We start from the raw sequence: 25,879 nt of genomic DNA, 5'->3' as shown, positions 1-25,879 counted from the left end.
AATGAACAAAATAAAAAGACGCCCAAAAATTGAGCGTCTTTTTATTTTGTAACAACTTGTCTTTCCTTAACGTTTTCATTATTTTCTCTCATAAACTCTTCAATCTCTTCAACCGTTCTAATAATATCTTTTGACAAGTTTTCATACCCGTCCTTTGTGACAAGAATATCATCTTCAATACGAATTCCAATTGATTCTTCTTCAATATACAAACCTGGTTCTATCGTAATGACCATACCTTCTTCTAATACTCTATCTTTGTATGTTCCTACATCATGAGTATCTAAACCGAGGAAATGGCTCACACCATGATAATAATATTTAGATAGTTCCTCATCTTCTTGAATTAAACCAATTTCTTTACATTCTTCTGCCAGTACTTTTTTTGTATGTTCATTTAATGGAGCGAATTTTAATCCTGGCTTTATAAGTTCAGTTGTTTCTTTTAATGCCTTTAATACAATATTATATATTTGTTTTTGGCGATTAGAGAATGTTCCACTAGCTGGGAATGTGTAACTAATATCAGCATTGTAGTAGTCTTTTTGAGCACCTAAATCGAGCAGTACTAAATCGCCTTGTTGCACTTTTGCATCATTATCTTCATAATGCAGCACAGTAGCATTTTTACCACTCGCCAAAATTGTATCGAATGCATGATATTTAATACCAGACGATTTTAATGTGAAATCAAAATGCGCTTCTAATTCATATTCCATTATGCCTGCTTTCGCTTGTTTCAGCACATTATAAATACCCTCTTGAGTAACCGCAATTGCTTCTTTTATTTTTTTAATTTCTTCATCTGTTTTGAACACTCGTAATTCACAAATGTTCGGATAGACATTCCCAATTGAAAGATGAGGATACTGTTCTCTTACGTGCTTCGCAAATGCTAGCGCCTTCGTCTCAGTACCTTTCCAATTACGACGTTCCAAATCTAAATACACATGTTTCACATTTTCTGCGAAAAGTGTATTCGCAATTGTTACTTCAAAACTTTCTATATATACAACCTTCTTAATACCAGAAATATTTTCTGCTTCTTCTTTCGAAACGGTTTTACCAACCCATTTTTCAAGCACTGGATCTGGTTTTTCAATGAAAAGAGTTTCTTCTACACTATCTCCAAACTTTTTTAAAATAAAAATAACATTTGGCTCATCGATTCCCGTTAAATAGTAAAAATTTCGATTCGGCACAAATTTATAGTGTGCATCAGCTGACATATGTGGTGCCTGTCCGGCAAATAAAATAGTAATCGATCCATCTGGCAATGTTCTCGTTAATCGTTCTCTATTTTGGGCAAAAAATATTGGCTTCATAATAATCCCCCTTGAATTCTATGTATCAAAACAAATTATCCAATGTAATTCATTTTATTATTGTTATAATTTTTCGTCAATTAATAATTATCGTGTAGAAAGTAAAACATTAATCAGTAAGCGTCAAATATTCCCCACCTTCTATTTGCAAATAACCCATGAGATAATCTCCTTACATACTACATGTGGAGTTTTTTTTATGAAAAGACACCTATTAAAGAAAGAATGGGAAATTTATATTCAAACTATAAAAACAGTGGATTATCCAATATCATAGAAAAAATATTTATAAAAAAAGTAAGAAAACATAACTTATTTTTTACAACTGGGACTGGATGTATTAATAGTATCCAATAGGTAACTGCAACAAGTGTATGTATTCAATCTCAGAAGAGCACAAAAAACTATAAGATTACGAGAAACAAATAAAAAAAAGAAATTGCATATATGTTATATAAACGCACTGCAACAAGAAAGGACCTAGAGTGCTTTAGTGCCTTAATGGGGTTGTTAAGGTTACTATTAGTAGATATAGCAAGTATTCATCACACAGTAAAAGGTTTATTACAACTAACTATCCGAGGGTGCAGGTTTTTCTTTTCTGGTTTAGACAGGACAGCTATGGAGGTATACAAGCGGAGGATGTGGGGGATGAAATAAAAAACATAATCTCAACAAAACAAATATGCTCCTTGATGATGGACAACATCCAATGGAGATCCATGAAAAAGATTTACCCCTCAAATGATCGCGAATCTAGAACCTCGTATTCAACAGATTACAGATGAATTATTGGATGCAGTACAGAAAAAAGGGAAGATGGATCTTATTGCAGATTTTGCTTTTCCACTTCCATTTCGGGTTATTGCTGAGATGTTAGGAATACCTGTTTTGTATCAAGAGAAAATTTATGATTTGTGGGTGAGCATAAAGGCAGATCCTAATCAAGACCATCATGCATGGATCAAAGAGTATTACTCATGCATCCGAGAAACATTGGAAGAAAAACGAAAACATCCAACGGAGGGTGTAATCAGCTCCCTGATACACGCACACGATCAAGAGGATAAACTGAGTGAACCCGAACTGCTCTCTACCGTCCAATTACTCATTACTGCTGGACATGAGACCACAACCAATTTAATTGGAAATGGTATGGTTGCTTTGCAGAAACATCCCGAACAATTAGCATTGTTGCGTAGTAATCCTTCTTTGCTACCGAATGCTATCGAAGAGCTACTTCGCTATGCTGGACCGCTCATGATCAGCTGGCGTTTTGCCAAATTCGCAGGATTTCAAGGCATTCGTCATGCTTCACGTACCTTGAAAGGCATTGAAACCGTTCATGCTCTATATAAACGAAAACGAAGTTTGCAACAACCAAACTTCGTTTTTTCGACGTATAATAAATTACAACAATTACTAAGGATTGCATAAAATCCATCTGCAATCATACCAACTTTTTATCTGTTAAAAAACTTTGCAACAGAACTCTCTGAATCATCTTTTTCACTTAACTTAGTGTCCAGTTTAGTGTACCATCTCCAATAGCTGCGTAATTTTTCTGTCTAACTTTTCGGGTTCAGTTCATTATATTTTCTACTTTGCCTTTATATACAACGTATTCTTTCCCATCCACTACTGCTACCACCGCAAATTCATCTTTTGGATTGAATGAAAGCCAGTCAGCCCACATGTTTGTATTTGGTCCTCCACTCCACATATTATGAACAGTGTTTTTAGTTAAATTCATAACTTTATAAGACGCATTTGGTGCATTTGTTCCAGTCTTTATTTCAAATGTGTATGCGTTATGAATTTTTTTATAAAAGTAGAAAACGTTTGATGGACGAAGCTGATTCATAAGATCCTGTTCTTTTTCCTCTGCAATCTTCATCCCTTCTTGTAATGTGACAACATCTGTTCTTAATGTTTTCCAACTGTCTTTAGCTGAATTCAAGTTAGGATTTAAGAATTTATATCTATTTTGATCAGCTTTTTGAGCTGCTGTATCAATATGTCCCAGTACGCCCGAATATTGAGAGTCTAAATCATCCCATTGCGTGGACATATAAGTAAGAGCAGTAATAGCATTATCAATCGTACTATGCATATCACTAATATTATGAAACGCAACTCCAACTACACGATTTAATGTTATTTTATAATCTACAGTCTTACGTAATTCTGTTAATGTAGGCTCTAATCGGCCTAAATTATCTCTTGCTGTACCTATCATTATACCACCAGAAATCAACGTGGGAATAAAAGGGATTTTTACCATTGTTAATCCATCAGATTCTAATTTTTTATAGTAGTTTACTTGTCCTAAAACTTCATCTAAACGCTTTTGGTCAGTCTCCACATCAGCACCTTGGTTTTTTAAAATCGATTGCAAGGTCTCTTTATGGCTTCCAAATGCTCTAACATCTTCTCCAATATCGTTTTTTAATTTAGTTAATTCTTCTATTAATGCTTTTGCAGACTTTTGGTTTTGTTGAATTTCCCCCTTTAAATCTGTAATCCCTTTCTTTAAAGTATCTCCATTCCCTGTATTGATCGCCTCTACTAATGTTTCATAATGATTTTCAAATTTTGTATCGTATTCAATAATGCCTGTCAATGTATCTAAAAGCTGTTTTTTTACTTTCGTATTCCATGTAACAGCATGTGCTCTTGCATTCTTTTGATCTTGTACAATTTTAATAGGTAAATCTGCATACCCATTAATAGTAATTCCTTCAAAACTCACATCTGGATTATTCATTAACAAATAAGAATATTCATTCATAGATTTTGCAAATACCCCAGCATCTTGCAAAACTTTTTTCATCTGTTCTTCATTTGCTGAAAGGGACATATCTCCATTGTTAGTTTGTTCAATTTCACTTGCAAAAACTGCTACTGGTGTGACTGCATAAGTGGTTGTCATAGTTAAAAGCGTTGATACAGCGAGTATTTTGTAAGAGATTTTTTTCATCATTTCATATTCCTCCTATACAGGGTTTGATAAGTTCTATTTTCTCTAAAAGCGAAATTAGTTCCGTATCTGTATGAATGCATTCCTACTTATATTTAGCAGTTTTTTAATCATCAAGTATTACAGAGAATTTATAGTGAAAGGCGAAGTCTTGAATCAAACTTCGCCTTTTCTGTATATAAGGAATTTTTAATTTCTGTATGACTATTTAACAATGTAATCATAGATTCTCTATGTTTTAGGTAACTTTGCAACGGAACCAATATTTCCTTATTTTTGCGGAGTAACAGGTTCCACTTTTAATTCTTTGATCCCTTCTTTTAATGTAACAGCATCTGTTCGTAATGTTTTCCAACTGTCTTTAGCCGCATTCAAGTTAGGTTTTAAGAATTTAAATTTATTTTGATCAGCTTTTTGAGATGCAGTCTCAATATGTCCAAGTACTCCCGAATATTGAGAATCTAAATCATGCCATTGCGTGGACATATAAGTAAGAGCATTAATAGCATCATCAAGTGCCTTATGCATCTCATTAATATTAATATACGCAACTCCAACTACACGATTTAATGTTGTTTTATAATCTACAGTCTGACGTAATTCTGCTAATGTAGGCTCTAACTTAGATAAATTATCTCTTGCGATACCCACTATGATACCACCAATTATCGGTAGGCCCAAAATGGCGCCCTTCATTACATTAAATCCATCAGACTCTAATTTTTTATAATAGTTTACTGAGTCTAAAATTTGTTGTAGACGCTTTTCATCAGCCTCAACATCAGCACCTTGGTTTTTTAAAATCGACTGCAAGAGCTCTTTATTGCCTCCAAATGCTCTAACATCTTGTCCAATAGCGTCTCTTAATTTAGTTAATTCTTGTATTAATTGTTGTGCAGACTTTTGGTTTTGTTGAATTTCACCTCGTAAATCTGTAATCCCTTCTTTTAAAGTATCTCCATCCCCTGTATTAATCGCCTCTACTATTGTTTCATAATAATTTTCAAATGTTGTATCGTATTCAATAATGCCTGTCAATGTATCTAAAAGCTGTTTTTTTACTTGCGTATCCCATGTAACAGCATGTGCTCTTGCATTCTTTTGATCTTGTACAATTCTACCAGGTAAATCTACATATCCATTAATAGTAATTCCTTCAAAGTTCACATCTGGATTCTTAATTAACATATAAGAATAGGCATTCATAGATTTTGCAAATAACCCAGCCTTTTGCAAAGTTTCTTTCATCTTCGCTTCATTTGCTGAAAGAGACGTCTCTCCATTGTTCGTTTGTTCAATTTCACTTGCATAAGTTGCTACTGGTGAGACTACAGAAGTTGTTGTCATAGTTAAAAGCGCCGATGCAACAATTAATTTGTAAGGGATTTTATTTAGCATTTCATATTCCTCCTAATATAGGTTTTGATTATAAGTTCTATTCTTGTTTAAAAGCGATATCTTTCGAAATGAATTCTGCATCTTTATGAATATCACTCCAACTTTGTTTAGCAGCTTTTAAATCATCAAGTATTAAAGAGAATTTATGTTCTTGCATAGAGTCGATATTATCATGTAAATCTGTATAATTGGCCCCCATTTTATTCCATTGTTGTTGGATATTTGTTAGAGACAGTATCGCTTGATCCACTGTTTGATACAGATCTGTCAAAGTTGCTTTTGCGTTCGTAAGCGAAATAACTGCTTGGCTAGCAAGATCGGCTTTCGTACCTAATTCTCCGATTTTTTTAGAAATTTCGTTATAGGAGTCCATATGCTTAGACGCCGTGACACCAGCAGCTGTTCCTAAACCGATACCAGCTGCACCGAGAGCTGCAAGTCCACCAACAACAGCTGGTGTTGCTGTACCGCCAGTCACAACAATTACTACCGCTCCTCCAATGGCTGCAATAACTAAAATGGCTGCTCCTAATCCACCACCAATTGACCATGCTAATACATTGTTAAAATGCTCTGTCTGAGTAGAACGTAGCTTCTCAATTTCAGCTTGAAGTTGTGGAATCAGTGCATTATTTCCAGCTAATAGTGCCGTTAATCCACCTTGCCCATCTGGGCCACCAACATTATTTTTAAACCCTATAGAATTGTCATACAGTTTTGTTTTGAAGTCTTGTAACATCTTAATTACTTCTGTGACTTCTTTTGAATTTGTATTAATTGTAGTGATTAAATCATTTATGCCCTCTTTTAACTCTGCTTTATCTTTCTTTTGTGCAGCAGCTTCCAATATATCGTAATAATTTTTAAATTGTTCATCGTAATTTACAATATTACGCGCTGTTTTTTGAATCTTCGGCTTCGCTGTATCTAACCAATAATTCGCATTGATTCGTGACAGTTCCTGATTAAGGTGAATATTTTTAATTAATTCTGCTCCTTCTGAACCTAAATCAATATTGGATAAATTTACATTTGGTTGTTTAATCATTGTTTTTGCGTACAAATCCATTACAAGAATATTAGATCCTGTTCCAGCTAATGCTTTCTTCAGCCCTTCAGGCCCTAATTCATAATTCCCTACTTTTTGTTCTTGAGCGGTCGTTTCTTGTGCAAATGCATGAATAGTGTTACCGGTAGTAGCAGTGATAACCGTTGCCAGAGTGGCCAAAGTCAACACTTTAAATGGAAATTTCTTCATATCTATTCTCCTCCTTAGTCTTTCGATAGATTCTTATAATCTTTGTAGATTTCAAAAACATAATATTAAAATTTATAAACTTGTTCTTCAAGGTAACTTGTTACATTTTTTAATTGTCTTAATGTATCTTTTTGAGACTGCTGGTCAGTTGTATCAACATTAGTAGATAATTTTGTAATATTATTTTTGATTAGATTCAAATCTTCTTTATAGCGTTTCATTAGGTCAAGTTCTACATCCACTTGATTTGCAAACGTATGCAAATCATTTTGCATAAGAAGAAGCATGGATTTTTGTAAATCTGCTATTTTTAGGTTCTTTGTTAAATCATAAAATTTTTGGTTTTGTGTCTCTAAATCAGCTAAATGTGCTCGTTGCTCTGCTGTTAGTTTATTTACTTCAGCGAAAGCACTATATGTTTTTTTAATTTTTTCAGGGTCAATAACTTTCGTAAGGTCATACTCTTTCGTTTTTGTAACTGCAGCTGCAGCTATTTCAGCTTGTTTGCTTTTCTCAATTTCTTCACGAGCAGCTTTTTTGGCAGCTTCAATCTCTAGAGCAGATTTCCCTTTTTCTGTCGCTTCTTTCTCTGCTTTTTTCTCTGCTTCTAAAATAGAGTTGTTAATTTCTTTTCCTTTGTTATACGCTGCCACCGCTGTTTGAGCAGCAGGTTCAATGATATCTTTTGAAAGGTTATAGACTTCTTTGAATATAACAAACCCTTGTTCATTTAAAGCTCCTGGTAACAATGCGATTTGTTGTAAATCATTTTGAATTGATTTTTGGGTATTTAGTAATTCATTTTTTAGCTGGTCGATTTTCCCTGTTCCATCTGAACTTAGGGCAATCTGCGCTTTTGTCACATCAGTATCGAGATCTTTAAGTTTCGTATCAAGCTGTAATTTAAGATCTGTTAATTCATTAATTTGACGTTGTACGTTGTCTTGGTTCGTCATAGCCATGTCTTGAAGAACTTCAAGTCTATCTAAAAATCCTTCTTTATCTTCTTTAGTGTCTACAAACGCTTTTAATGTTGGATAATAGCTATTAAATTTAGTTACAAATCCTTTACTTTTTGCATTTAATAGAATTAATTTTGGATAAAGTTCCGTTGACCATTCGTTCATATCTTTCTTGATTAGATCTTGGTTCGTATTTAAAGATGGAACTTCTGCAAGCTGTACATTAGGACTCATTAAAGCTTGATCTATATATGTTTGGATTAATTTCGATTGTGCACCTAATTTTCGTAATGATGAGGAAATATCCGTGTTCTCCTGTTGCGTTTCTGCTTGAACGATTGGTGTTGCGAGAGTATTGATAGGAATACTCGCCCCAGTTACAATGGATGTTATTAAAAATCCTTTAATTATTTTATTTTTCATTCCGAACACCTCTTTACTATTGTCTTTTTACAATCTTATACATACATCTTGAACGCTCTAACGATAGGCTCTTTTCTTGCACACTCTTGAGGAAGAAGAAGTCTTTCAGATAGAGTGTTAAACTCTCGTTATTATTTACTTCTCATAGAATGTAAGGACCTTACTTCCTCCTCATTTAAAAGTAAACTATAAAATTTCATCACCTATATCTGAATTAGCTTCCAAATGAATAGTATAAATATTTATGTTTCTCTGGAATTGCTGCTTGACTTGCAGGAGCCCAGATAGATAAATTCATTGCTCCTACAGCTAACCCTGCCATGACTTTTTTTGATAGTAATTTCATAATATCCCTCTTAGTTTTGTCGGTAAGAGCCCTACAAGATTACAAAAGATGAAATTATACTGTACATTGCTTATACTTTCACCTCGGAATAAAATAAGATCATTTTTGCTTTGTAGAAACTTAGAATTCTATTTTTTACAAATAAGATGTTTTTTTGATTCTAAATTATTACCAAACAAAATTAACTGAGTATTATGAAAATAAACTTGACATGATGTTACTTGCAACTTTAATTGCACTTTTATTAGTACAACCTTCTCCTCCTCTTAGTGGTCATACCAATTACACCTTTATTAAAACATTAAACTTTCAATGCGTAAATAGTAGAATTTTGTCGATTATATTCAATAATTTAGTTATTGAATATTAATGCAAGTGGAAATATTATACTTCTAAAATTATTGTTTAATATTATTTAAGTAATTATAATAGTTACAACTTGATATATCCGAGTGAAAAATAACTATTTGAATATTTAAACAATAATTGATTATTTTTTAATATAATTTAATCACACTCTGTATATTTATCCCCTTTATTTAGATATGCAAAATTACATATCCGAATAAAGGCTTAAATAAGATGTGCTCTTATAAATAGCTAGCTGTAGAGAAAGAAAATTTTTTGTTTACACGGAGTTATGGTGCAAAAAATTATTTGATAGAGACATAGAACCTACACGGTTCTGGTACAAAAAATACGGTTCTGGTGCGAAAACTTCAAGATAATTGCAAGTAATCTCTAAATCTTGGACATACTGATACTATTACTCTAAAAAAGGTGCGTGAATGGAACCTACTATAACACGAGGATGAGCATGAGTAATTTCAGTATATCTTTTTATCATTTTTACTTCTTTTATAAAATCAAACTCAGTATATAGTAGTATAAAAGCCAATGGTGCTATTCTCATTATTGCACCATTACCATTATCGAACTCAGCTTTCCCGTTACCCAGTAAAATGTCGTCTCGTCTAAACTTGTACTCCTCTTTCAATTAAATCATTGCATATAGTAGCCCATGATGGTACAACCATCATGAGTCTCTACTTTTAAACAACTGATTCATTTTTTATCAACTTCAAATAAATTCTCTTCACCTGTATGTTTACAAGAGCTTTATCGTTTTCATACATATATAAGCTTATAAAGTTACTATAACCCCTTGCGCTTACTTAGCATCGTGAGTAAAATCATTTTACCCAACATTAACTTAATCTCCATCTAACAGTTAAAATATTCTTTTAAAAACACATAAAATGCTGGCCAAGTTTCCTTTAACTCTCCGCTTAAAAGTAGCTCATCTCCACCTTCAAAATTAACCGAGTAAACTTTATCAGTTACACTATCAAGTACTAGTACGGCATTTGCTGACATTTCACTTAAAACTAGATACTTTTTAGGAAATCCATGTTCATTTCGAGCAATAATTGTGTATGATTCAATACTATTCTCTTCATCTACAACATCTAGTAACTCGTAAGGAACGTGTTCTTCCCAAAAAGGTCCTGCATACCGATAATAAAATTCTCTGAATGTATCAGATACTTCTACACCTAGGTTAGTTAATGTCTCCTTCACTTTATTCTTATCTTCACGTTTATAAATATCTTCTTCAAGAGCTTGGTCTAATTTATCAGGCAAAGCATTCATTGTAATCCCCTCTAGTTTTCCAATAATTTACAGAATCTACTTTTTGGAGTGCTCTTCTTATTGGCTCATCCATGCGATAAAATGGATTTAACTTCCCTTTATACGGATGTAATGGTGCCCTTTTGGCATTACTAATGTTATGAGACCTAGTCGATGTTTCAAATAATGGACCCACTCCTTTTTGTTGCGAATGATGTAACGTTGCAACACTACCCGCATTATCAAGGATAGGTGCTAAACCATACTTAGCAGCTGCTTCTGCATTTGTTAATCCACTCCCTTTGTTCGAACCATATTCCAATCAATATCTCCTCTTTGATAGACTTTATAACTAAAGCCTTTTCCTTCTTTACCTGCATTATACTCTACACTTCTAGTAAAATAAGTATTACTTTCATAATCTTTAAGGTGTCGATAAGTGCTATCATCTCCTGTACCCTTAGCAAGCGAAGCCTCAAGCTCCTTAATCTCATCATTGATCCTCTTACTACTGTCTGCATGATGCTTATTAACCCACTTGGTAACCTTTCCTGGGCTCACCGCCTTGCTTCCCTGCCAATACACCGTTTCCAGCTGGTTCATAGCCTTTTTGAGGGAAGCTAATATATAATCTACAACCTCGGCCATTCTTGCGCTAAACTGATACATCTTGTGATTTCTATTTTTTAACATAATCAATTAAATTATGAGACAACTCTTTTCTTTTAGCTACCCTTCCCCAATCATTTTGTTCTGTCCTTCTGTAACCATTAAATTTTTCTTTTTTTGTTTTTTATCCATAGAAAAAAGACCTATTTCTCTTACTAAATGGAATAAGCCTTCTATATATCAGCTTCTATATCATTTTTAATACTTGTTCCTTCACACTTTCGTCAAACTTAGCTCCTTCTACATTTGCTCCCTTCCAAACCACATTATCAAGTTTGGCACCGGTAAAATTCGCATCCGTAAAATTCCCCTTTAAAAGGGTCGCTCCTGTTAAATCTGCATTTGTTAAATCTGCATTTCTAGCATCTACTTCTGATAAATTTGCATCTTCTAAATACGCTTTTTCAAAGTTACCTTCTGTAAGATTCGCGCTGCTAAAATCCATTCCCGTACAGTCGGCCTGTTTTGCATCAATTCTATATAAATTCGCATGGCAAAAAGTAGCATGATTTAAAATTGTTCCAACTAATTCTCCATATGAAAAATCAACTTCATCAAAACAAGTCTCGAAGCAACTACTTATATTTATCTTTGCATATTTCATATTTGCTTTAGAGAAATCCGCTTCGCCAAACCTACAATCTGCAATGTGTATTTCCTCTAAATTACAACTTCTGAAATCAGCCAACTCAAAATCACAATCAGAAAACGATGCTCTCATTAATGAAGAAGCCCTTAACATGACCCGTTTTGCCATAATACGATCTCCCATTACCTCTGACAGGTCTGAAAAAGTAAGGTCCAAATCACTCATATCTAACTGATCTATAACCTCATCATTGTATTGAGATCGATTTAATATTTCCATGACTCTTATTCTATCATTATTCTTCTCGTTCATTATTACTACCTCCTTTCATTTAGCTTTTCAGATGGTCCTTCCAAGCAACATTAGGAGAGAAGAATACTCCCCTTCCATTATCACCAAAACTTGGTATAGCCATTACTTGAGCTGGTTCCAAATATTTCATTACATGTAACCAACTATCAAGCAATGTATCAATATCAGCTTCTAATGGGTTCTTTAAAAGATCTATGCACATACCACCCCAATTTAGTTCTGATACCACAGCTGGACTATTTAGTAATAATTCCTTATCAAACATGTCCAAAACATGACTACTAAAATATGTTCTAGTTCCTACCCCCAAGGGACCGTTAGGAAGAAACCTAACTGGTACAGGTTGAGAACACATATTCATCCACTTATGTAAGCGTTCACGTTCGGTATTCCACGGATAGGATACTGGCCAAAACATATGCGCCACTCCATAACTTGGTTTCACGATTTCTGCGATTTGGTCGGATAACTCAAAAAAATCCGGCCACAATTTTTGGGGTATAGATTTATGAAACTCAAACTCTAAAAATGAGCCATGGCTCAAATTAACTTCAAAACTCCCTCTATAGTTAACAGATTTATCACGATAGAGGTGAACTTCAGATACCCTACGCTCCGAAATCACTTTTTCAATAATTTCCTCACGATTATATTCTACCCGTACCGTTTCACAGTTGCTCCAATGAGTAGGAGCAACTTTTTCATTTGACTCAAACACATCCAAAATACGCCCTAGTATCTCTTCCTGATTAAAAGATACTGTGGGATACATTGCAATTGAAAAATAATTAGGTTTCATTTATATCCTCCCCTTAATACTAAATGGCCATTTGAGTATTATGACTTCTAATTCAATATCTTTATATTTAGCAGCAAACTACGCTATGACTTTGCTGTAACTGTCGCAAGTGTTCAATTTCGTAAATAACTTAACATTCCTAGTAACTTGTATATTTTCAAAAAGTAAAAACTACATCAGTATTTTAGTTTGTGTCCCTCTGCAAAGAAGTCCTCACGTTTATGTGAAAATAACTTAAAAAAGCTTACGACATAAATATGAGGACTTCCTTATTTCATTACTATGATTTGTACATCTTATGTGTTAGAAACTTCTTCTTTCATTTTATATACCCTATCTCTTTTCTCATCATTTTTGATAAAAGTAAGTTTCCCTTCCGTAACAAAACCTTCTAATATTAAGCATACTTGTCCATATGCTTTGGGCTTATCAGTTGTGAATCTTTCATCTGGTATTTTACCAGATCGTATTAATTGTTCGCATAGCTCCAATGCACTTATTTCTTCGGAATTAAGTAATCCCAAAATATCTTTTTGCAATGGCGATAAAGGTACTGGTATCTCAGCTACCTCCACTTTTTCTTCTTCAAATAAATCTTCAAATGCAATTTGATTCATTACATCTTTTCCTTTCTAATGGTGGATTTGTATAACACTAACTGAAGCCTATATGTACTAGAACTTTAAAATCTAGTTATTGTTATGTAGTCCTTACCTTATTACATGAATTTCATAACTCATGTACATCGTTTCAAATAGTATGTTTTGATTATACCAAATATACGTTCTACCATCTATTGTAGAATTCGTTACAATAGGACTGAAAGTAATAGTGAACCTGGTGGAAGGTATCTAAGTTAACCAAAGGGCAATCTACTTAGATTTTAAATTTATCCTGTACTTATTTTTATAGAAAATCATTCTATGTGCCCAAACCTATGTATACGCATGATTTCTAATGTAATACACTGTACTCGAGAAAAATCTCCAATACATGTGTGGTTTTCAAGAATAAAAATACACCTATATAGTAGGTGTATTTTTATTCTTAACTATTCTCTTTCTCTTAATAGAGTCCCATTTTTCAATTGCTATTTAAATCGCAACATCTTGGTAACCTATCCTAGCTACTTCTTCATTTATTAAACGAATACCTAATCCATTTTCTATGTCCCATGCACAATCAAATGTTAGCCCAATAATCCCCGTTTATTTTTCCATAAACCTGGTATACATGAATTTTTCACATCCATGTACCCATTTCTCATCATTATTTATTTTTGATCAGCATCTTTTAATTTACTAAGAACCTCATTGGCAGCGCTCTCAAATTTCTTAGGATTATCAGCAATAATTTCATTGAGCAAATTGATTACTGTTAATTTTATATCATTATTCATTCCTACAAGAATTTTAGCATACTCAATTCTATACAAATCATTATTTAAAATTCTTTTGTTTAGTAGCATTGCCCATTCTTTTGCATTCTCAACCATTTTTGGTAAAGCTTTAGGCATCTCCGTTAAATATTTTCCCACCTCAAAATCTTCAATTAAATGAACTAGGCCAAACATAACTTCTTCCTCTTGTGTTTCATCCTCAAATACCAGACACAACTCTTTAATAAGTTTTTCATCATCACAATCTGCTAAGTTTTCTAATGCATTGTCAAACTCTTCACATTCCGATTGATTTGTTAGAAACCTACAACTATATAATCTCTTAATCTCAAATTTGCAATCCATATAAACTACTCCTTTTAAATGAATTAATCAAGTTAGATATTATAGAATATTACTTTTTCATACTATTACATTTAAATCTCTATTCAATTGGTCCCATGAATTGAGTAATTAAATTAATATGTTCAATAAGTTTTATTTGTTGTAAGTTTTCCACTTTTTCTGATCCACCTAGTCCAAGAAGAGGTACATACCCGAAACATTTATTATATTTTGGAGTCCCATACTTTTCTACTGCATCAAGATATGGTTACCACTTCAAGTACTCATTTTTAAATATTCAGCAATTTCTGTTTACCCTCTTTCAATAGTAAATTCATAAGCCCACATATCTTTCATAGTATCCCCTGTATACTTAACAGTAATATCAATACCATTCTGAACAAGATACTTTACAATATCAAAGTGCCTACCATAAATCGCTGAGAATAGAGGATTTCTATTTGGGTCACTAACATCTAATACTGCACCATTATCAAATAAGTACTCTACAATACTAATTTCACCTTCACTAGCTGCATGTGCAATAGGCACAGACTTTGGTACACCTTCGTTTATGTTAATATCCATACCAGAGTCAACTAGAAATTTTATCATTTCCAGTTTACCAGCTCTAGCCGCAACATGTAGCCACGTTCCAAAAGGCGTTACAACATCAAGCAAATCTTTATCAGTAATAATTATCCCTTTCGCTTGTTCTATATCACCATTCTTAATTAAATCATAGATTTTCACTGCTTTTTCCTTACTATCCATAGAATCCCCCTACACTATCTTTATCTAGTTTAAACAGTTAGTGATTGATCAGGCTTTGTGTGCTCCAACAATAGTTGCCAACGACTTGTACCTTTAACTAAGTGCTGTAGAGAAAGCAGATTCAAGCATAGTATCAAAATCGCAAAAAGTTTCCATATGCTCACCTGAAGGCTTATCTAGTTCAACAAAACTTTTCTTAGAAACATTATAACAATACCAAGCTATATCTGAATCTCCCAAAAAAACCAGCTCATCTTCGCCTTTAATTGACTCCCATGTTTCATTGGCAGCAAAAAAACAATCTACCTGATTTATCGGCTCAGAATCCAAAAACTTTTGATCAATCCCATACATTTTAAGTCCATTAAATTCAATTCCATTAACTGTTTGTAAAAATTCATAGTACTGCTGTGGCAGTATCTCTTCACCAAATTTTTCTACTACAGATTTACGAAATCTCGATAACTCGTTTTCATTGGTAGGTAAATTGAGTTTACGATTTCGTTTCTCTCTTATTTTGGAAATCTGACTAACTTTCTCTCTCCACATAAATTCACCTTCTAATAAATATTTACTCCTTTTCTATGCTAGAATTGCACATAGTAATCCATAATGGTACAACCATCATAAGGCATTAGTTTCAAACTCCCCATTGTTTTTTTCATGCCATTCAAATATTTTTTTGAAGTTCCTCTAAAGTGAACGTTCTATTAGATATTTTCCTTGTAGCTCCGGCGTTGCGAAAAATCCACTTCTTAACTTGTTTGTTACCAATATTACTCATAATTAAATCCCCCTTTAGTATTTTTAATTTTAAATACCCGAAAATTCAATTTGATTAATGTATAGAGATTATAAACTTGTTTAATTTTTTTCTTAGAAATACAATAACCATCTAGCAATCACTTTGCTAGATGGTTATTAAAGATGTTTAAAAAACATAGTTTTTCTTCAATTCTATGATGTTTAGGAATAATAAAGTTGTTTAATTTTCAATAAAGTTGTTTAAAAAAACGGGGTAAAAATTAGAACCCACTCCATCTTTTAATGATTCTCGGTATAATAAAAATAAGAATATTTCGATATTTGGTTAGTCAAGTAAATTATTAAAAGGGGATTTGAATTTATGGCTTTAAATCACGAATTTGGCATAATTAATGACATTAATAATCAAAAGACTTACAAGAGTTACACTCCAGATGTACATAACTGTATTTGTATAAATGATGATATTATCAGCAATTTACTTAAATCCTTATCAACAATGAAAACGTATTTTCATTCGTTAAAACGTTCCGAATACGGTTTAGCGTATTATGGTATTACGATTATTCCACCTGAATCATTATCTCAATTCTTAGATGTGGTTATATCTTACAAAGGTATGAAGCAATCTGCTGATCTTAACGAATTAGCTAAAAAAATTATTCAAGCAAAAGAAGAGAATAAATATATGATTCACTTTGGAGTTTAAAAAAGTGGCTATTATTGATGATTCACTTTCTGAAATTAAACAACTTTATTATCACTCAATATCCGTACTTAGGAATCTCCCACTTCAAACAGTCCGTGAGGATGTTAAGTAGTGAGTAGTTCAAAAACAGATAGCACATACATTTTAACTTTTTTATACAAAATCATAAGGGATTTGGATACTGTAAAACACAGGAAAAAGGTAGTAAAATGGAAATTCTTTCTCTATAATAAAACTTAGGGCTTATAGGGAGGGGGATATATCCAATCATCTGATAGTGTAGATTAAAAGTTTAATAGAGGAAAAACAGGGGGAAGAGGAATGTCAAAAAAATTAATGTCTTTATTTTCTGTTGCGATGGTTACAGCTCTTATGATAACTGGTTGTGGTCAAAGTGATAAAGCAACTACCGAACAAAAAAAGAATGTGACAAAAGAAAATAAGGAAGAGAAAAAAGATTCACAAAAAGAAAATAAAGAAGAAAAAACGGATACATCAAAAGAAAAAGAATCTAAAGATACGAAAGCTACATCAAACGATTATTCAAAGCTTATCTCATATATGGAAAAAGAAACACAAGGGAAAACGAAAGTCCTTTATGAAAACAAAAAACCGCAAGTACATAAGTTACAAGATGTTTCAGTATCACTTGACAACTACACGTTAGTTGAATTAAATGATTTTCATACCGATTTTAATATTCCTTTTAACGACCAAACAAATGGTGGAGTTATTCTTGCACACTATACTGTAAAGAATGATTCAAATAAAGATGTTTATTATATGCCAAATATAAATATTACATTTACAGGTGCTCAGAGAGATTACAGTAACTATAAGGATTTAATTCCAAAGGAAGAACAATTACCTACAAAGCTATCTCCAAGCAATAATTATTTAGTAAAAGCTGGGGAAAGCATTTCTGGTTATATTGCATATCCATTTGGTAAAGATGATTTAACAAAAATTTTAGAGCTATCGACAGTTTCAGCCAAAGTTCCTGAAGCACAAGCGAATAAAGGAAAATATGACGCCCCAATTGGAAGTGCTGGAAATTTGGCATTAAGTTTAAATAAACAAGGTGATCAAAAAGTTACAACAGATAAAACTTTTTATCAAGATAAAGCAACAGCTGAAAACATGGGCGAGAAGACAATGCTAAATGAGAAATCAAACATTAATAAAAGTGAACAATTAGGTGCTACCAAGGTTACATTAGATGGATATCAATTTACCAAATTCACACCAAATTCCGCTGAAGCCCCTCGATTTGGAAGTTTCAAAAATGGAATTGTTTTATTGACAGTTAAATTTAAACTCGATAACAAAGAGACCGAAGATATTTCGCCGTCTTCAATAAGTTCTACATTAAGAGTTAATGATGGTGCACAATATACGCTCAACCAAGGTATGTTACTAAATTACAAATATAATGATTCGATTAAAACTGGAACATCTGGAGAGTTATTACAGATTTTCATTTTAGACCAGGAGCAATATGAAAAGATATGGAAAAACAAGAACTTTGAGATTGAATTAGGTCCTATGATGAATAAGGATGCAAAAGACATTTCAAAAGGACACAAAGTGAAATTTACATTACCAAAATAGAATAGATATTTCCCAACGGTTTCACACAAAAAACTAAATATGTAGCTATACCCCTGAACCCTCTTCAAGCTGACGAAGAGGGTTCTTTACTTGTTGTTAGTTTAGAATAAAGTTTGATTAAAACTCACTTAGAATTCTTTAATCAAAAATGAATAAAACAATGTAACCTTTTTGCAAACGGTATTACTATCTTTAAAACGGTGCGACTTTTTTATAAACATCGCATCTCTTTTTAAAACATAGTGACTTTATTACAATTCAACAACGACTTTATTATTTGTGTACACCTAGGGCAACAGATTAATTACATATTCCAATAAAAAACAGGTCATTACAATAATGACCTGTTTCTCTCATATATTAACACACGATCGAACTATGATTCCATAAAATCCCAATGTTCATACTTGAAATCGTATCGAAACTGGATTAAAACGAAAAGAAAAATCGGAGTGAGGAATCACTCCGATTAAAGTCTAACTTTTGAGGTACAGTACAAAGACCCCTCTCCTTACTTCAACTTTCCTTCAAAAACAATTTTTCTCCCGCACGGTTCTACAACTGTTTGTCCATCTTTCTTCACTTCATGAAAGATTGGCTCTTCCATGCGGCGTGAAGGTGCATATCCTTCACGTTCCATACGAGCTAAACAATCTGTAATGGTTTCATTCTCTTGTACTTCAAATTTTTTCTTATTAGGTTGTTTTGTCATGCCCTAACCTACTTTCTATTTTTCTTGATGCGACTTGACTTTTCATATATGTGATATATAGAAGTGCAATAATTGCCATTATTATCATAACCGCTATAAAAAAGCTTGTATACTGTATTTTCTCTATAAATATGCCTCCTAATACAGGACCCATAATACTTCCTATACTAAAGGCAATTCCGGATAATATATTCCCAGCTGGCAGTAAGTGTCTTGGTAATAAATCCGTCATAAAGCCAAGCCCTAATGAGAAACATGAACCGATTACCATGCCCGCTAAGAGCATACACCCAAATACAATCCAATAATACCCGTCAAACACCGCAGCAAGTAAGAAAACGATTGTACTGATGCTGAATGTCCACGTTAAAATGCGATCTCTCCCGTATTTATCACTTAATATACCAAGTGGAATTTGTGTAATAATTCCCCCGATTGCAAATGCGGGTAATAAGAAGGATACATCAGAAACAGACCAACCTTTTCGAAGTGCATATACTGGCAAATTACTATTCAGCATTGCTTCTAGCGCACCGTATGCTAAAGGTCCAATAAGTGCAATCCACGCAAGAATAAATACTTGTTTATAACGAGAAAGCGATGATTCATTTTCTTTCCCTGTTTCATCTTGAGCTGGAAAAGCATTTTTAGTTGGAAGTAATAGCAACCACCCTATTAAGCAAAGAATCGTCGATACAATAAATGGAGTTGCAAGTCCATACTGAACAGTACTCGCTAAGTATGGTCCTACTGCAAAACCGATACCAAAAAACACTCCATATATAGATACTTGTCTTCCAATTTTACCTGGATCAGATGTCGTTGTAATCCACGTTTGCGTTCCAACATGTAACATATGATCCCCTATTCCTACTAGAAAGCGAAGTAAAAACCATATCCAGAATGAAAATGTTTGTGTAAAAAAGAATAATGAAATGATAACGAGAAATCCACCGATTACGATAATTGGCTTCATTCCAAACCGCTGCATCGGTTTTTCAAGCCATGGCGAAATAAATAATATTCCAATATATAACGCAGTTGCATGGATTCCATTAATACTAGAACGAATTCCTTCTTGTTCAAAAATCATCGCGATAGCTGGTAGAAGCATCCCTTGCGATAATCCAGAAATCGCAACAATCCCCACCATAATCCAAAATGTAAATCGTATTGACATCCTGTTCCCTCTCCCTTTACATGTTCACCAGCCTTCATTATAAACGTTTTAAGCAACAATGTGTAAGCATATAAAAAGAAGTTAGAAAACCCGCTTCTAACCTCCTTTTATATGCTCAGCTTATTTGTATTCCAACCAATTTGTAACATGCTGCGTAAATTCATCTAAACAGTCAATAAACGGCGAATGCCCGCAATCCTCTAATATGACTAACTCGGCGTTCGGAAGATGCTTCGCTAATTCTTCTCCTACCACTTGCGGTACAACGTAATCCCGATCTCCTTGTACGACAAGAGTTGGAACTTGCAGACGGTGGATATATCCATTTCCAGGCACGACTCCATTATGTTCATCTGAAATATTAAATGTAATTAAAGCATAGTTTACATCAACAAAATTACGCTGTGTTAACATATCATCTAAATATTTTTCATAGCGCTCTGGATCTGGTTTGTTATGTGTATAAATGAGTAAGTCCCAAACCGTTCGATAATAGAGCTTGTTCATATTTTTAATGGCATCTAGTACAGGAGCAATTTGAACAGGATCTTGTGCAATTTCTTCTTTTGTTTTTAATAACGTGGATACGATAGGCTGACCATTAATATCCTTTTTAAAGATTGGATATCCTTTCATTCCAACTGATTCTACCAAAATAAGTTTCTCTACAAGCTCCGTATGGCAAGCCGTAAACTCCATCGCGATGCCACCACCCATTGACCAGCCCATCAGTGAAAACTTCTTCAATTGTAGCTCATCTATAAATAGCTTTATATCACCTGCAAAGTCTTGCAATGAATCTATTGGCTTATTGTATGTCGATTTCCCAAAGCCCCTTAAATCAATGGCATAAATATGATATTTATCTTGTAATTTCTCAATGACTAAATCCCAATGCTGTGAAGATGTCATATTCCCGTGAATGAGTATAAGTATTTCTTTATTTCGCCTTCCAACTTCTTGGTATGCGATTGTTTCTCCATTTGATAACGAAACAAATTCCATTGTTGCAGGCTTAATCATCATACATTCCCCCATTCAACTATAATAGAAAGAAAATTGTAAACTTATTTTTAGAATACCATATAGAATGTACGTTCTCAATATGAAAACGATACAAAATTTTTACATAAAACAACATGTCTATCGCTAGACAATTATGGTAAAGAGGTATATAGTTAGCTAGGTAACTAATTTGAAAGGATTAAATACATGGACGAAAAACAACATTTTTTTCACATTGTCAGTCAAACTTCTCGAAAGTTTACGAAGAAATTTAATGAACGTGTGTCACCAACAGGTTTATTTAGTGCACAATGGGCTGTTATTTTCCGAATCAATCAAACGGGGCCTTGTACACAAACTGAGCTATGTCAATACTTAAACGTTGAATCTCCAACGATGACTCGTACATTAACACGTATGGAAACGATGGGATGGATCATTCGAACTGAGGGAAAAGATCGCCGTGAAAAGCTCATTTCCTTATCAGAAACGGCATTGGAAATGATTCCCGTATGGCAAGAAGAAGTTAATACTTTTGAAGAAAAAACGTTGCAGGATATTAATGAAGAAGACTTGCAGCGAGCATTTCAAGTACTAGAAGCTATTATTAAAAATTTAGATGATTAATTGGAGGGATGACGATGCAAAGTGAGAGACTTTGGACGAAGGACTTCCTTGGAACTTGTTTTAGTAGTCTGTTTCTCTTTTTAACGTTTTACATGCTTATGACCACCCTGCCCGTCTATGTAATAGAGGGCCTGAAAGGAAAACCCGAAGAAATTGGTTTAGTCGCAACAGTATTCCTTATTTCTTCTGTCCTATGCCGCCCATTTACCGGAAAGTGGCTTGACGATTTAGGGAGAAAGAAAATCTTATTTATTTCTCTTTCATTATTTTTAGCAGCTACCGTGATGTATTTCGGTGCACAAAGTTTATTTTTATTACTTGCCCTTCGCTTCCTTCATGGTATTGGATTTGGAATGGCGACTACAGCAACAGGTACAATTGTAACAGACGTCGCACCGCCTCATCGACGCGGTGAAGCACTTGCCTATTTCGGTGTATTTATGAGTCTGCCGATGGTAATCGGTCCTTTTTTAGGTTTAACGATTATTTCGCACTTTTCATTTACTATTCTATTTATCGTTTGTTCTGTATTTTCATTACTAGCATTTCTATTAGGTTTACTTGTAAATATCTCACATGAAAAGCCAGTAAGTAAACAAAAATGTGAACGAATGAAATGGAAAGATTTAATTGAACCTTCTTCTGTTCCAATTGCTCTTACAGGATTTGTTCTTGCTTTTTCTTATAGTGGCATATTATCTTTTATTCCTATTTACGCAAAAGAAATTGGCTTAGGAGAAGTTGCAAGTTACTTCTTTATCGTATACGCACTCGTTGTTGTGCTTTCCCGCCCATTTACAGGAAAGATATTTGATCGTTTCGGTGAAAATGTACTTGTTTATCCTTCGATTATTATTTTCACAATTGGAATGTTCATCTTAAGCCAAGCACAAACGTCATTTTGGTTCCTTGGTGCAGGTGTATTAATTGGTTTAGGCTATGGAACATTAATTCCAAGTTTCCAAACCATTGCTATTTCTGCGGCTCCAAACCATCGACGCGGCTCAGCAACTGCTACTTATTTTTCATTCTTTGATAGCGGTATTGGGTTTGGTTCTTTCATTTTAGGTATAATAGCTGCAAAATCAAGTTATCATAATATGTATTTCATTGCTGCCATTATCGTTGCATTTACATTACTTATTTATTACTTCTTACATGGCAGAAAGCAAAAATTCAAAAAGCAACTTACAGATGGAAAAATATCAGCTTAACATCAATAAGGAAAGTAAACTCCTCTGTTTACTTTCCTTATTTTGTATTTCTAAGAAAACGAGCGTATACTTACTGTAGAAATAACAAGGAGGTATATATATGAACTTTAAAAAATCTCCCTTTTTATTACTTATACTTATACTATTGTTTGTCGTAACAGGGCTTGGATTTGCATTTTTTAAACAAAATAAAGTCCCCCCTTCTAAAGAGAACGTGACAAAGGAAAATTGGTTACAAGATCCCTATTTGCGTTGGTCATACACACATATGAAAGAACTAGCTTTAACAAGTGAAGTGAAAAATAACCCTGAACAAGTAGCCACATTCCCTACTGCATTACAAAACTTAGATGATTTCTCTGTTCAAAAAGAAAACGGAGGAAATGTTCCTTTAAAGAAGCTATTAGATGAGAATAAAACAGATGCATTTGTCGTCGTGCATAACGACAAGCTTGTTTATGAACAGTATTTCAATGGATATAAACAAAATGAACCGCATGGAATGGCATCTTTAGCGAAAGTATTTACTGGTGCGCTTATACAATCATTAACCGAAGAAGGACTCATCAATGGAAATTCGACTGCTGAAACATACATCAAAGAATTACGAAATACTCCATTCGGCAAAGCAACGATTCAACAATTAATGGACATGCAGATTTCTGCTGAATACCCGACACATGGGTATATACAACGGGGATTAGAAAATCAAGATGCTCAATTATATTTAGCTAGTAATATCCTTCCTCGTTCTAAAAACTATGACGGTCCAATGAAAATTTATGATATGTTGCGAGAAGCAAAAGAAACAGCACCACCTGGAACAGAGTTTTCATATAATAATGGTTCTGCCGAAACACTGGGCTGGATCATTCGGAAAGTAACTGGTAAATCATTAGCTGAAAATGTCGGTGAACAAATTTGGTCCAAAATAGGTATGGAAGAAAACGCTTATTATGTTACTGATGAAACAGGAGTTGAACAAGCAAGCGCCGGTTTGAATGCGACTGCAAGAGATATGGCCAGATTTGGTCAATTGATTTTAAATAACGGTCAATATAATGGAAAACAAGTTCTACCTTCTTCTATTCCAGAAGATATAAAAAGCATACGAGAAGGCGAGTTAGCTATCTGGCCTGGTGCTTCCATTTCTTATCATAATCAATGGTGGATTTCCCATAATGAACACGGTGCATTTGAAGTATTGGGAAGCTATGGACAATGTCTCTATATAGATCCCAAAGCGAATATGGTAATTGTACATTTTTCTTCAAATGCGAATCCGAGCAGTGATGTTCATGCTACTTATTCCAATATGTATGTACAAATTGCAAAACACTTAGAAAAGCTTTCACAGGAGTGAAAGCTTTTCTTTATTTATCATTTATCTGAATCTTCAGTTTAATGGAGGTTATCCCATTGACTATAGCGAATATGTAAAGAAATAAACTTAAGGAGGTTGATGTATTTGTTTCGTTCTTTTACAAATGGTTGTGTCGCTCTTGTGCAGCGCTTTTTACCAGAACCCTTTATTTTATCTTGTTTACTAACGATTTTTGTTATCTTCTTTGGAATGTTTGCAACGCAGCAGTCACCAGTAGAAATGATTGCCCATTGGGGGAATGGAATTTGGGGCCTTTTAGCCTTTGCCATGCAGATGGCACTCGTACTTGTTACAGGTTCTGCCTTAGCTAACGCTCCACTTATTCGCAAAGGCTTAGCAAAAGCTGCACAATTGCCGAAAACAAGCGGACAAGGTATTATTGCTATTTCTATTGTTAGTTTACTAGGTGCGTACATAAACTGGGGATTTGGCATTGTTGTGTCCGTTTTATATGCAAAGGAAGTTGCAAAGCATATACAAGGCTTAGATTATCGACTTGCCATTGCTTCTTCCTATTCCGGTTTTCTTATATGGCACGCGGGACTTTCTGCCTCTATACCACTTACTTTAGCATCTGGGGGAGAAACATTAATTAAAACAACCGCTGGAAGTATAAAGGAAGCAATCCCAATAACAGAAACATTATTTTCACCGTATGCAATTGTTCCTGTAATCATCTTCTTAGTAACAATGCCGCTTATAAATAGAGCGATGCACCCTGATGAAAATCATACGATTACTGTTAATCCGAGTGTATTTCAAGAAGAAGCGGCTACCCAAGAAATAGAGGCTCGTACATTTGCTGAGAAGATGGAAAATAGTATTTGGATGACTATTTGCATTGGGCTATTAGGACTTATCTATATCTTTCATTATTTTAGTACGAAAGGTTTTAATCTCACGCTAGATATCGTTATTTTTATATTATTAATCACTGGTCTTATTTTTCATCGTACCCCTATTCAATATATTCGTGCTTTTTCAGATTCAACGAAAAGTGCTTCTGGCATCTTACTCCAATTTCCATTTTACGCAGGAATTATGGGAATGATGATTGGGGCAAATAGCGAAGGGCTCTCTCTAGGAGGAGCGATTTCTAATTTCTTTATTAGCATTTCTAATGAAACCACCTTCCCTCTATTTACATTTTTAAGTGCGGGAATTGTAAATATTTTCGTCCCTTCTGGAGGCGGTCAATGGGCTGTACAAGCTCCTATTATGATTCCAGCTGGCGCAGAACTTGGTGTACCTGCTGCGAAAACTGCGATGGCAATCGCTTGGGGTGATGCTTGGACGAACTTAATACAACCTTTTTGGGCATTACCAGCTTTAGCAATTGCCGGTTTAAGTGCGCGCGACATTATGGGATTTTGTGTTGTTAATCTACTTTATGCTGGCGTAGTTATCGGTTTATGTTTCCTTTTTATTTGATTTTAAAACATACAAAAAAGCTAGTTTTATACTAGCTTTTTTACATAATAA

The 25,879-nt window shown here is 33.9% G+C and carries 26 protein-coding genes and 3 pseudogenes; 8 read left to right on the top strand and 21 right to left on the bottom strand.

What is annotated here, in order from left to right; translation table 11 throughout:
• Positions 1–41: 41 nt before the first annotated feature.
• The gene (locus tag ACM6HU_RS05455; protein WP_016115402.1) at positions 42–1,325 is read right to left on the bottom strand and encodes an aminopeptidase P family protein; all 1,284 of its coding nucleotides are present in this window, start codon (positions 1,323–1,325) and stop codon (positions 42–44) included.
• Between the two features lie 447 nt (positions 1,326–1,772).
• Between ACM6HU_RS05455 and ACM6HU_RS05450 the strand changes: the two genes are divergently transcribed.
• Positions 1,773–1,985: a hypothetical protein gene (locus ACM6HU_RS05450; RefSeq protein ID WP_414848061.1), complete on the top strand. Its 213-nt coding sequence runs from the start codon at positions 1,773–1,775 to the stop codon at positions 1,983–1,985.
• 84 nt (positions 1,986–2,069) lie between these two features.
• A complete protein-coding gene (locus ACM6HU_RS05445) occupies positions 2,070–2,762 on the top strand; it encodes a cytochrome P450 (protein WP_016115403.1) in 693 nt (230 codons plus the stop codon).
• A gap of 145 nt (positions 2,763–2,907) precedes the next feature.
• On the opposite strand, the gene ACM6HU_RS05440 is transcribed toward ACM6HU_RS05445, so the two are convergent.
• The 17 genes and pseudogenes from ACM6HU_RS05440 to ACM6HU_RS05360 all read right to left on the bottom strand — a co-directional run bounded on the left by ACM6HU_RS05440 (position 2,908) and on the right by ACM6HU_RS05360 (position 15,739).
• A complete protein-coding gene (locus ACM6HU_RS05440; protein WP_414848060.1) occupies positions 2,908–4,308 on the bottom strand; it encodes an HBL/NHE enterotoxin family protein in 1,401 nt (466 codons plus the stop codon).
• 267 nt (positions 4,309–4,575) lie between these two features.
• Positions 4,576–5,703, bottom strand: a complete 1,128-nt coding sequence (hblB, locus tag ACM6HU_RS05435; RefSeq protein ID WP_016115405.1) for a hemolytic enterotoxin HBL binding subunit HblB — start codon at positions 5,701–5,703, stop codon at positions 4,576–4,578.
• A gap of 37 nt (positions 5,704–5,740) precedes the next feature.
• Complete coding sequence (locus ACM6HU_RS05430; protein ID WP_016115406.1) at positions 5,741–6,961, bottom strand: HBL/NHE enterotoxin family protein; 1,221 nt, start codon at positions 6,959–6,961, stop codon at positions 5,741–5,743.
• A gap of 65 nt (positions 6,962–7,026) precedes the next feature.
• Positions 7,027–8,346 (bottom strand): HBL/NHE enterotoxin family protein, encoded by a 1,320-nt coding sequence (locus tag ACM6HU_RS05425; protein ID WP_414848059.1) that lies wholly within the window; start codon positions 8,344–8,346, stop codon positions 7,027–7,029.
• Positions 8,347–8,560: 214 nt separating this feature from the next.
• Positions 8,561–8,692: a hypothetical protein gene (locus tag ACM6HU_RS05420; protein WP_016115408.1), complete on the bottom strand. Its 132-nt coding sequence runs from the start codon at positions 8,690–8,692 to the stop codon at positions 8,561–8,563.
• Positions 8,693–9,479: 787 nt separating this feature from the next.
• Positions 9,480–9,641: pseudogene (locus ACM6HU_RS05415) on the bottom strand (ADP-ribosylglycohydrolase family protein); the annotation flags it as partial.
• Positions 9,642–9,916: 275 nt separating this feature from the next.
• Positions 9,917–10,345: an SMI1/KNR4 family protein gene (locus tag ACM6HU_RS05410; protein ID WP_016115409.1), complete on the bottom strand. Its 429-nt coding sequence runs from the start codon at positions 10,343–10,345 to the stop codon at positions 9,917–9,919.
• Positions 10,329–10,646: an HNH/ENDO VII family nuclease gene (locus ACM6HU_RS05405; protein ID WP_414848058.1), complete on the bottom strand. Its 318-nt coding sequence runs from the start codon at positions 10,644–10,646 to the stop codon at positions 10,329–10,331. Before ACM6HU_RS05405 ends, ACM6HU_RS05410 begins: the two co-directional genes overlap by 17 nt.
• The gene (locus ACM6HU_RS05400) at positions 10,613–10,972 is read right to left on the bottom strand and encodes a hypothetical protein (protein ID WP_414848057.1); all 360 of its coding nucleotides are present in this window, start codon (positions 10,970–10,972) and stop codon (positions 10,613–10,615) included. The genes ACM6HU_RS05405 and ACM6HU_RS05400 overlap by 34 nt, the downstream gene beginning before the upstream one ends.
• A 208-nt stretch (positions 10,973–11,180) precedes the next feature.
• Positions 11,181–11,894 carry a pentapeptide repeat-containing protein gene (locus tag ACM6HU_RS05395; protein ID WP_016115412.1) on the bottom strand — a complete coding sequence of 238 codons (714 nt, stop codon included), beginning with the start codon at positions 11,892–11,894 and terminating at the stop codon, positions 11,181–11,183.
• Between the two features lie 19 nt (positions 11,895–11,913).
• Complete coding sequence (locus ACM6HU_RS05390) at positions 11,914–12,693, bottom strand: hypothetical protein (RefSeq protein ID WP_016133087.1); 780 nt, start codon at positions 12,691–12,693, stop codon at positions 11,914–11,916.
• Between the two features lie 296 nt (positions 12,694–12,989).
• Positions 12,990–13,310 carry a DUF3895 domain-containing protein gene (locus ACM6HU_RS05385; RefSeq protein ID WP_016115414.1) on the bottom strand — a complete coding sequence of 107 codons (321 nt, stop codon included), beginning with the start codon at positions 13,308–13,310 and terminating at the stop codon, positions 12,990–12,992.
• Between the two features lie 477 nt (positions 13,311–13,787).
• Positions 13,788–13,892: pseudogene (locus ACM6HU_RS05380) on the bottom strand (DUF6985 domain-containing protein); the annotation flags it as partial.
• Between the two features lie 74 nt (positions 13,893–13,966).
• Positions 13,967–14,437 carry an Imm30 family immunity protein gene (locus ACM6HU_RS05375; protein ID WP_016115415.1) on the bottom strand — a complete coding sequence of 157 codons (471 nt, stop codon included), beginning with the start codon at positions 14,435–14,437 and terminating at the stop codon, positions 13,967–13,969.
• 79 nt (positions 14,438–14,516) lie between these two features.
• Positions 14,517–14,684 (bottom strand): annotated as a pseudogene (locus ACM6HU_RS05370) (T6SS immunity protein Tdi1 domain-containing protein); the annotation flags it as partial.
• Between the two features lie 44 nt (positions 14,685–14,728).
• The gene (locus ACM6HU_RS05365; RefSeq protein WP_016115416.1) at positions 14,729–15,190 is read right to left on the bottom strand and encodes an ankyrin repeat domain-containing protein; all 462 of its coding nucleotides are present in this window, start codon (positions 15,188–15,190) and stop codon (positions 14,729–14,731) included.
• Positions 15,191–15,283: 93 nt separating this feature from the next.
• A complete protein-coding gene (locus ACM6HU_RS05360; protein ID WP_016115417.1) occupies positions 15,284–15,739 on the bottom strand; it encodes a YrhA family protein in 456 nt (151 codons plus the stop codon).
• Positions 15,740–16,316: 577 nt separating this feature from the next.
• Here ACM6HU_RS05360 and ACM6HU_RS05355 point away from each other — a divergent pair.
• Complete coding sequence (locus ACM6HU_RS05355) at positions 16,317–16,664, top strand: hypothetical protein (protein ID WP_016115419.1); 348 nt, start codon at positions 16,317–16,319, stop codon at positions 16,662–16,664.
• A 321-nt stretch (positions 16,665–16,985) separates the two neighbouring features.
• Positions 16,986–18,275, top strand: a complete 1,290-nt coding sequence (locus tag ACM6HU_RS05350; protein ID WP_016115420.1) for a DUF5068 domain-containing protein — start codon at positions 16,986–16,988, stop codon at positions 18,273–18,275.
• Between the two features lie 511 nt (positions 18,276–18,786).
• Here ACM6HU_RS05350 and ACM6HU_RS05345 read toward each other — a convergent pair.
• The 3 genes from ACM6HU_RS05345 to ACM6HU_RS05335 form a co-directional block, all read right to left on the bottom strand.
• The gene (locus ACM6HU_RS05345) at positions 18,787–18,987 is read right to left on the bottom strand and encodes an NETI motif-containing protein (RefSeq protein ID WP_016115421.1); all 201 of its coding nucleotides are present in this window, start codon (positions 18,985–18,987) and stop codon (positions 18,787–18,789) included.
• Positions 18,971–20,167, bottom strand: coding sequence for an MFS transporter (locus ACM6HU_RS05340; protein WP_016115422.1), 1,197 nt, complete (start codon positions 20,165–20,167; stop codon positions 18,971–18,973). The genes ACM6HU_RS05345 and ACM6HU_RS05340 overlap by 17 nt, the downstream gene beginning before the upstream one ends.
• Before the next feature lie 120 nt (positions 20,168–20,287).
• Positions 20,288–21,205, bottom strand: a complete 918-nt coding sequence (locus ACM6HU_RS05335; RefSeq protein WP_170927969.1) for an alpha/beta fold hydrolase — start codon at positions 21,203–21,205, stop codon at positions 20,288–20,290.
• A gap of 174 nt (positions 21,206–21,379) precedes the next feature.
• Here ACM6HU_RS05335 and ACM6HU_RS05330 point away from each other — a divergent pair, with 174 nt between their 5' ends.
• The 4 genes from ACM6HU_RS05330 (at position 21,380) to ACM6HU_RS05315 (ending at position 25,828) form a co-directional block, all read left to right on the top strand.
• Positions 21,380–21,799 (top strand): MarR family winged helix-turn-helix transcriptional regulator, encoded by a 420-nt coding sequence (locus tag ACM6HU_RS05330; protein ID WP_016115424.1) that lies wholly within the window; start codon positions 21,380–21,382, stop codon positions 21,797–21,799.
• Positions 21,800–21,813: 14 nt separating this feature from the next.
• The gene (locus ACM6HU_RS05325; protein ID WP_016115425.1) at positions 21,814–23,013 is read left to right on the top strand and encodes an MFS transporter; all 1,200 of its coding nucleotides are present in this window, start codon (positions 21,814–21,816) and stop codon (positions 23,011–23,013) included.
• Positions 23,014–23,113: 100 nt separating this feature from the next.
• Entirely contained in the window at positions 23,114–24,376 is a 1,263-nt protein-coding gene (locus tag ACM6HU_RS05320) for a serine hydrolase domain-containing protein (RefSeq protein ID WP_016115426.1), read from the top strand.
• A gap of 105 nt (positions 24,377–24,481) precedes the next feature.
• Entirely contained in the window at positions 24,482–25,828 is a 1,347-nt protein-coding gene (locus ACM6HU_RS05315) for a short-chain fatty acid transporter (protein ID WP_016115427.1), read from the top strand.
• Positions 25,829–25,879: the final 51 nt, after the last annotated feature.

It is taken from the genome of Bacillus sp. IT-79MI2 (assembly GCF_949768135.1).
Taxonomy (GTDB): domain Bacteria; phylum Bacillota; class Bacilli; order Bacillales; family Bacillaceae_G; genus Bacillus_A; species Bacillus_A pseudomycoides.
This window is presented reverse-complemented; position numbering and strand designations above follow the sequence as displayed.

What these genes read in the sequence shown, in the direction of transcription:
- ACM6HU_RS05425 (WP_414848059.1), bottom strand. Translation starts at nt 8,346, where the DNA reads ATGAAAAATAAAATAATTAAAGGATTTTTAATAACATCCATTGTAACT.
- ACM6HU_RS05375 (WP_016115415.1), bottom strand. Translation starts at nt 14,437, where the DNA reads ATGGATTGCAAATTTGAGATTAAGAGATTATATAGTTGTAGGTTTCTA.
- ACM6HU_RS05330 (WP_016115424.1), top strand. Translation starts at nt 21,380, where the DNA reads ATGGACGAAAAACAACATTTTTTTCACATTGTCAGTCAAACTTCTCGA.
- ACM6HU_RS05395 (WP_016115412.1), bottom strand. Translation starts at nt 11,894, where the DNA reads ATGAACGAGAAGAATAATGATAGAATAAGAGTCATGGAAATATTAAAT.
- ACM6HU_RS05335 (WP_170927969.1), bottom strand. Translation starts at nt 21,205, where the DNA reads ATGGGGGAATGTATGATGATTAAGCCTGCAACAATGGAATTTGTTTCG.
- ACM6HU_RS05400 (WP_414848057.1), bottom strand. Translation starts at nt 10,972, where the DNA reads ATGGCCGAGGTTGTAGATTATATATTAGCTTCCCTCAAAAAGGCTATG.
- ACM6HU_RS05350 (WP_016115420.1), top strand. Translation starts at nt 16,986, where the DNA reads ATGTCAAAAAAATTAATGTCTTTATTTTCTGTTGCGATGGTTACAGCT.
- ACM6HU_RS05455 (WP_016115402.1), bottom strand. Translation starts at nt 1,325, where the DNA reads ATGAAGCCAATATTTTTTGCCCAAAATAGAGAACGATTAACGAGAACA.
- ACM6HU_RS05420 (WP_016115408.1), bottom strand. Translation starts at nt 8,692, where the DNA reads ATGAAATTACTATCAAAAAAAGTCATGGCAGGGTTAGCTGTAGGAGCA.
- ACM6HU_RS05340 (WP_016115422.1), bottom strand. Translation starts at nt 20,167, where the DNA reads ATGTCAATACGATTTACATTTTGGATTATGGTGGGGATTGTTGCGATT.
- ACM6HU_RS05445 (WP_016115403.1), top strand. Translation starts at nt 2,070, where the DNA reads ATGATCGCGAATCTAGAACCTCGTATTCAACAGATTACAGATGAATTA.
- ACM6HU_RS05450 (WP_414848061.1), top strand. Translation starts at nt 1,773, where the DNA reads ATGTTATATAAACGCACTGCAACAAGAAAGGACCTAGAGTGCTTTAGT.
- ACM6HU_RS05385 (WP_016115414.1), bottom strand. Translation starts at nt 13,310, where the DNA reads ATGAATCAAATTGCATTTGAAGATTTATTTGAAGAAGAAAAAGTGGAG.
- ACM6HU_RS05325 (WP_016115425.1), top strand. Translation starts at nt 21,814, where the DNA reads ATGCAAAGTGAGAGACTTTGGACGAAGGACTTCCTTGGAACTTGTTTT.
- ACM6HU_RS05410 (WP_016115409.1), bottom strand. Translation starts at nt 10,345, where the DNA reads ATGAATGCTTTGCCTGATAAATTAGACCAAGCTCTTGAAGAAGATATT.
- ACM6HU_RS05365 (WP_016115416.1), bottom strand. Translation starts at nt 15,190, where the DNA reads ATGGATAGTAAGGAAAAAGCAGTGAAAATCTATGATTTAATTAAGAAT.
- ACM6HU_RS05345 (WP_016115421.1), bottom strand. Translation starts at nt 18,987, where the DNA reads ATGACAAAACAACCTAATAAGAAAAAATTTGAAGTACAAGAGAATGAA.
- ACM6HU_RS05360 (WP_016115417.1), bottom strand. Translation starts at nt 15,739, where the DNA reads ATGTGGAGAGAGAAAGTTAGTCAGATTTCCAAAATAAGAGAGAAACGA.
- ACM6HU_RS05355 (WP_016115419.1), top strand. Translation starts at nt 16,317, where the DNA reads ATGGCTTTAAATCACGAATTTGGCATAATTAATGACATTAATAATCAA.
- ACM6HU_RS05430 (WP_016115406.1), bottom strand. Translation starts at nt 6,961, where the DNA reads ATGAAGAAATTTCCATTTAAAGTGTTGACTTTGGCCACTCTGGCAACG.
- ACM6HU_RS05440 (WP_414848060.1), bottom strand. Translation starts at nt 4,308, where the DNA reads ATGATGAAAAAAATCTCTTACAAAATACTCGCTGTATCAACGCTTTTA.
- hblB (WP_016115405.1), bottom strand. Translation starts at nt 5,703, where the DNA reads ATGCTAAATAAAATCCCTTACAAATTAATTGTTGCATCGGCGCTTTTA.
- ACM6HU_RS05390 (WP_016133087.1), bottom strand. Translation starts at nt 12,693, where the DNA reads ATGAAACCTAATTATTTTTCAATTGCAATGTATCCCACAGTATCTTTT.
- ACM6HU_RS05320 (WP_016115426.1), top strand. Translation starts at nt 23,114, where the DNA reads ATGAACTTTAAAAAATCTCCCTTTTTATTACTTATACTTATACTATTG.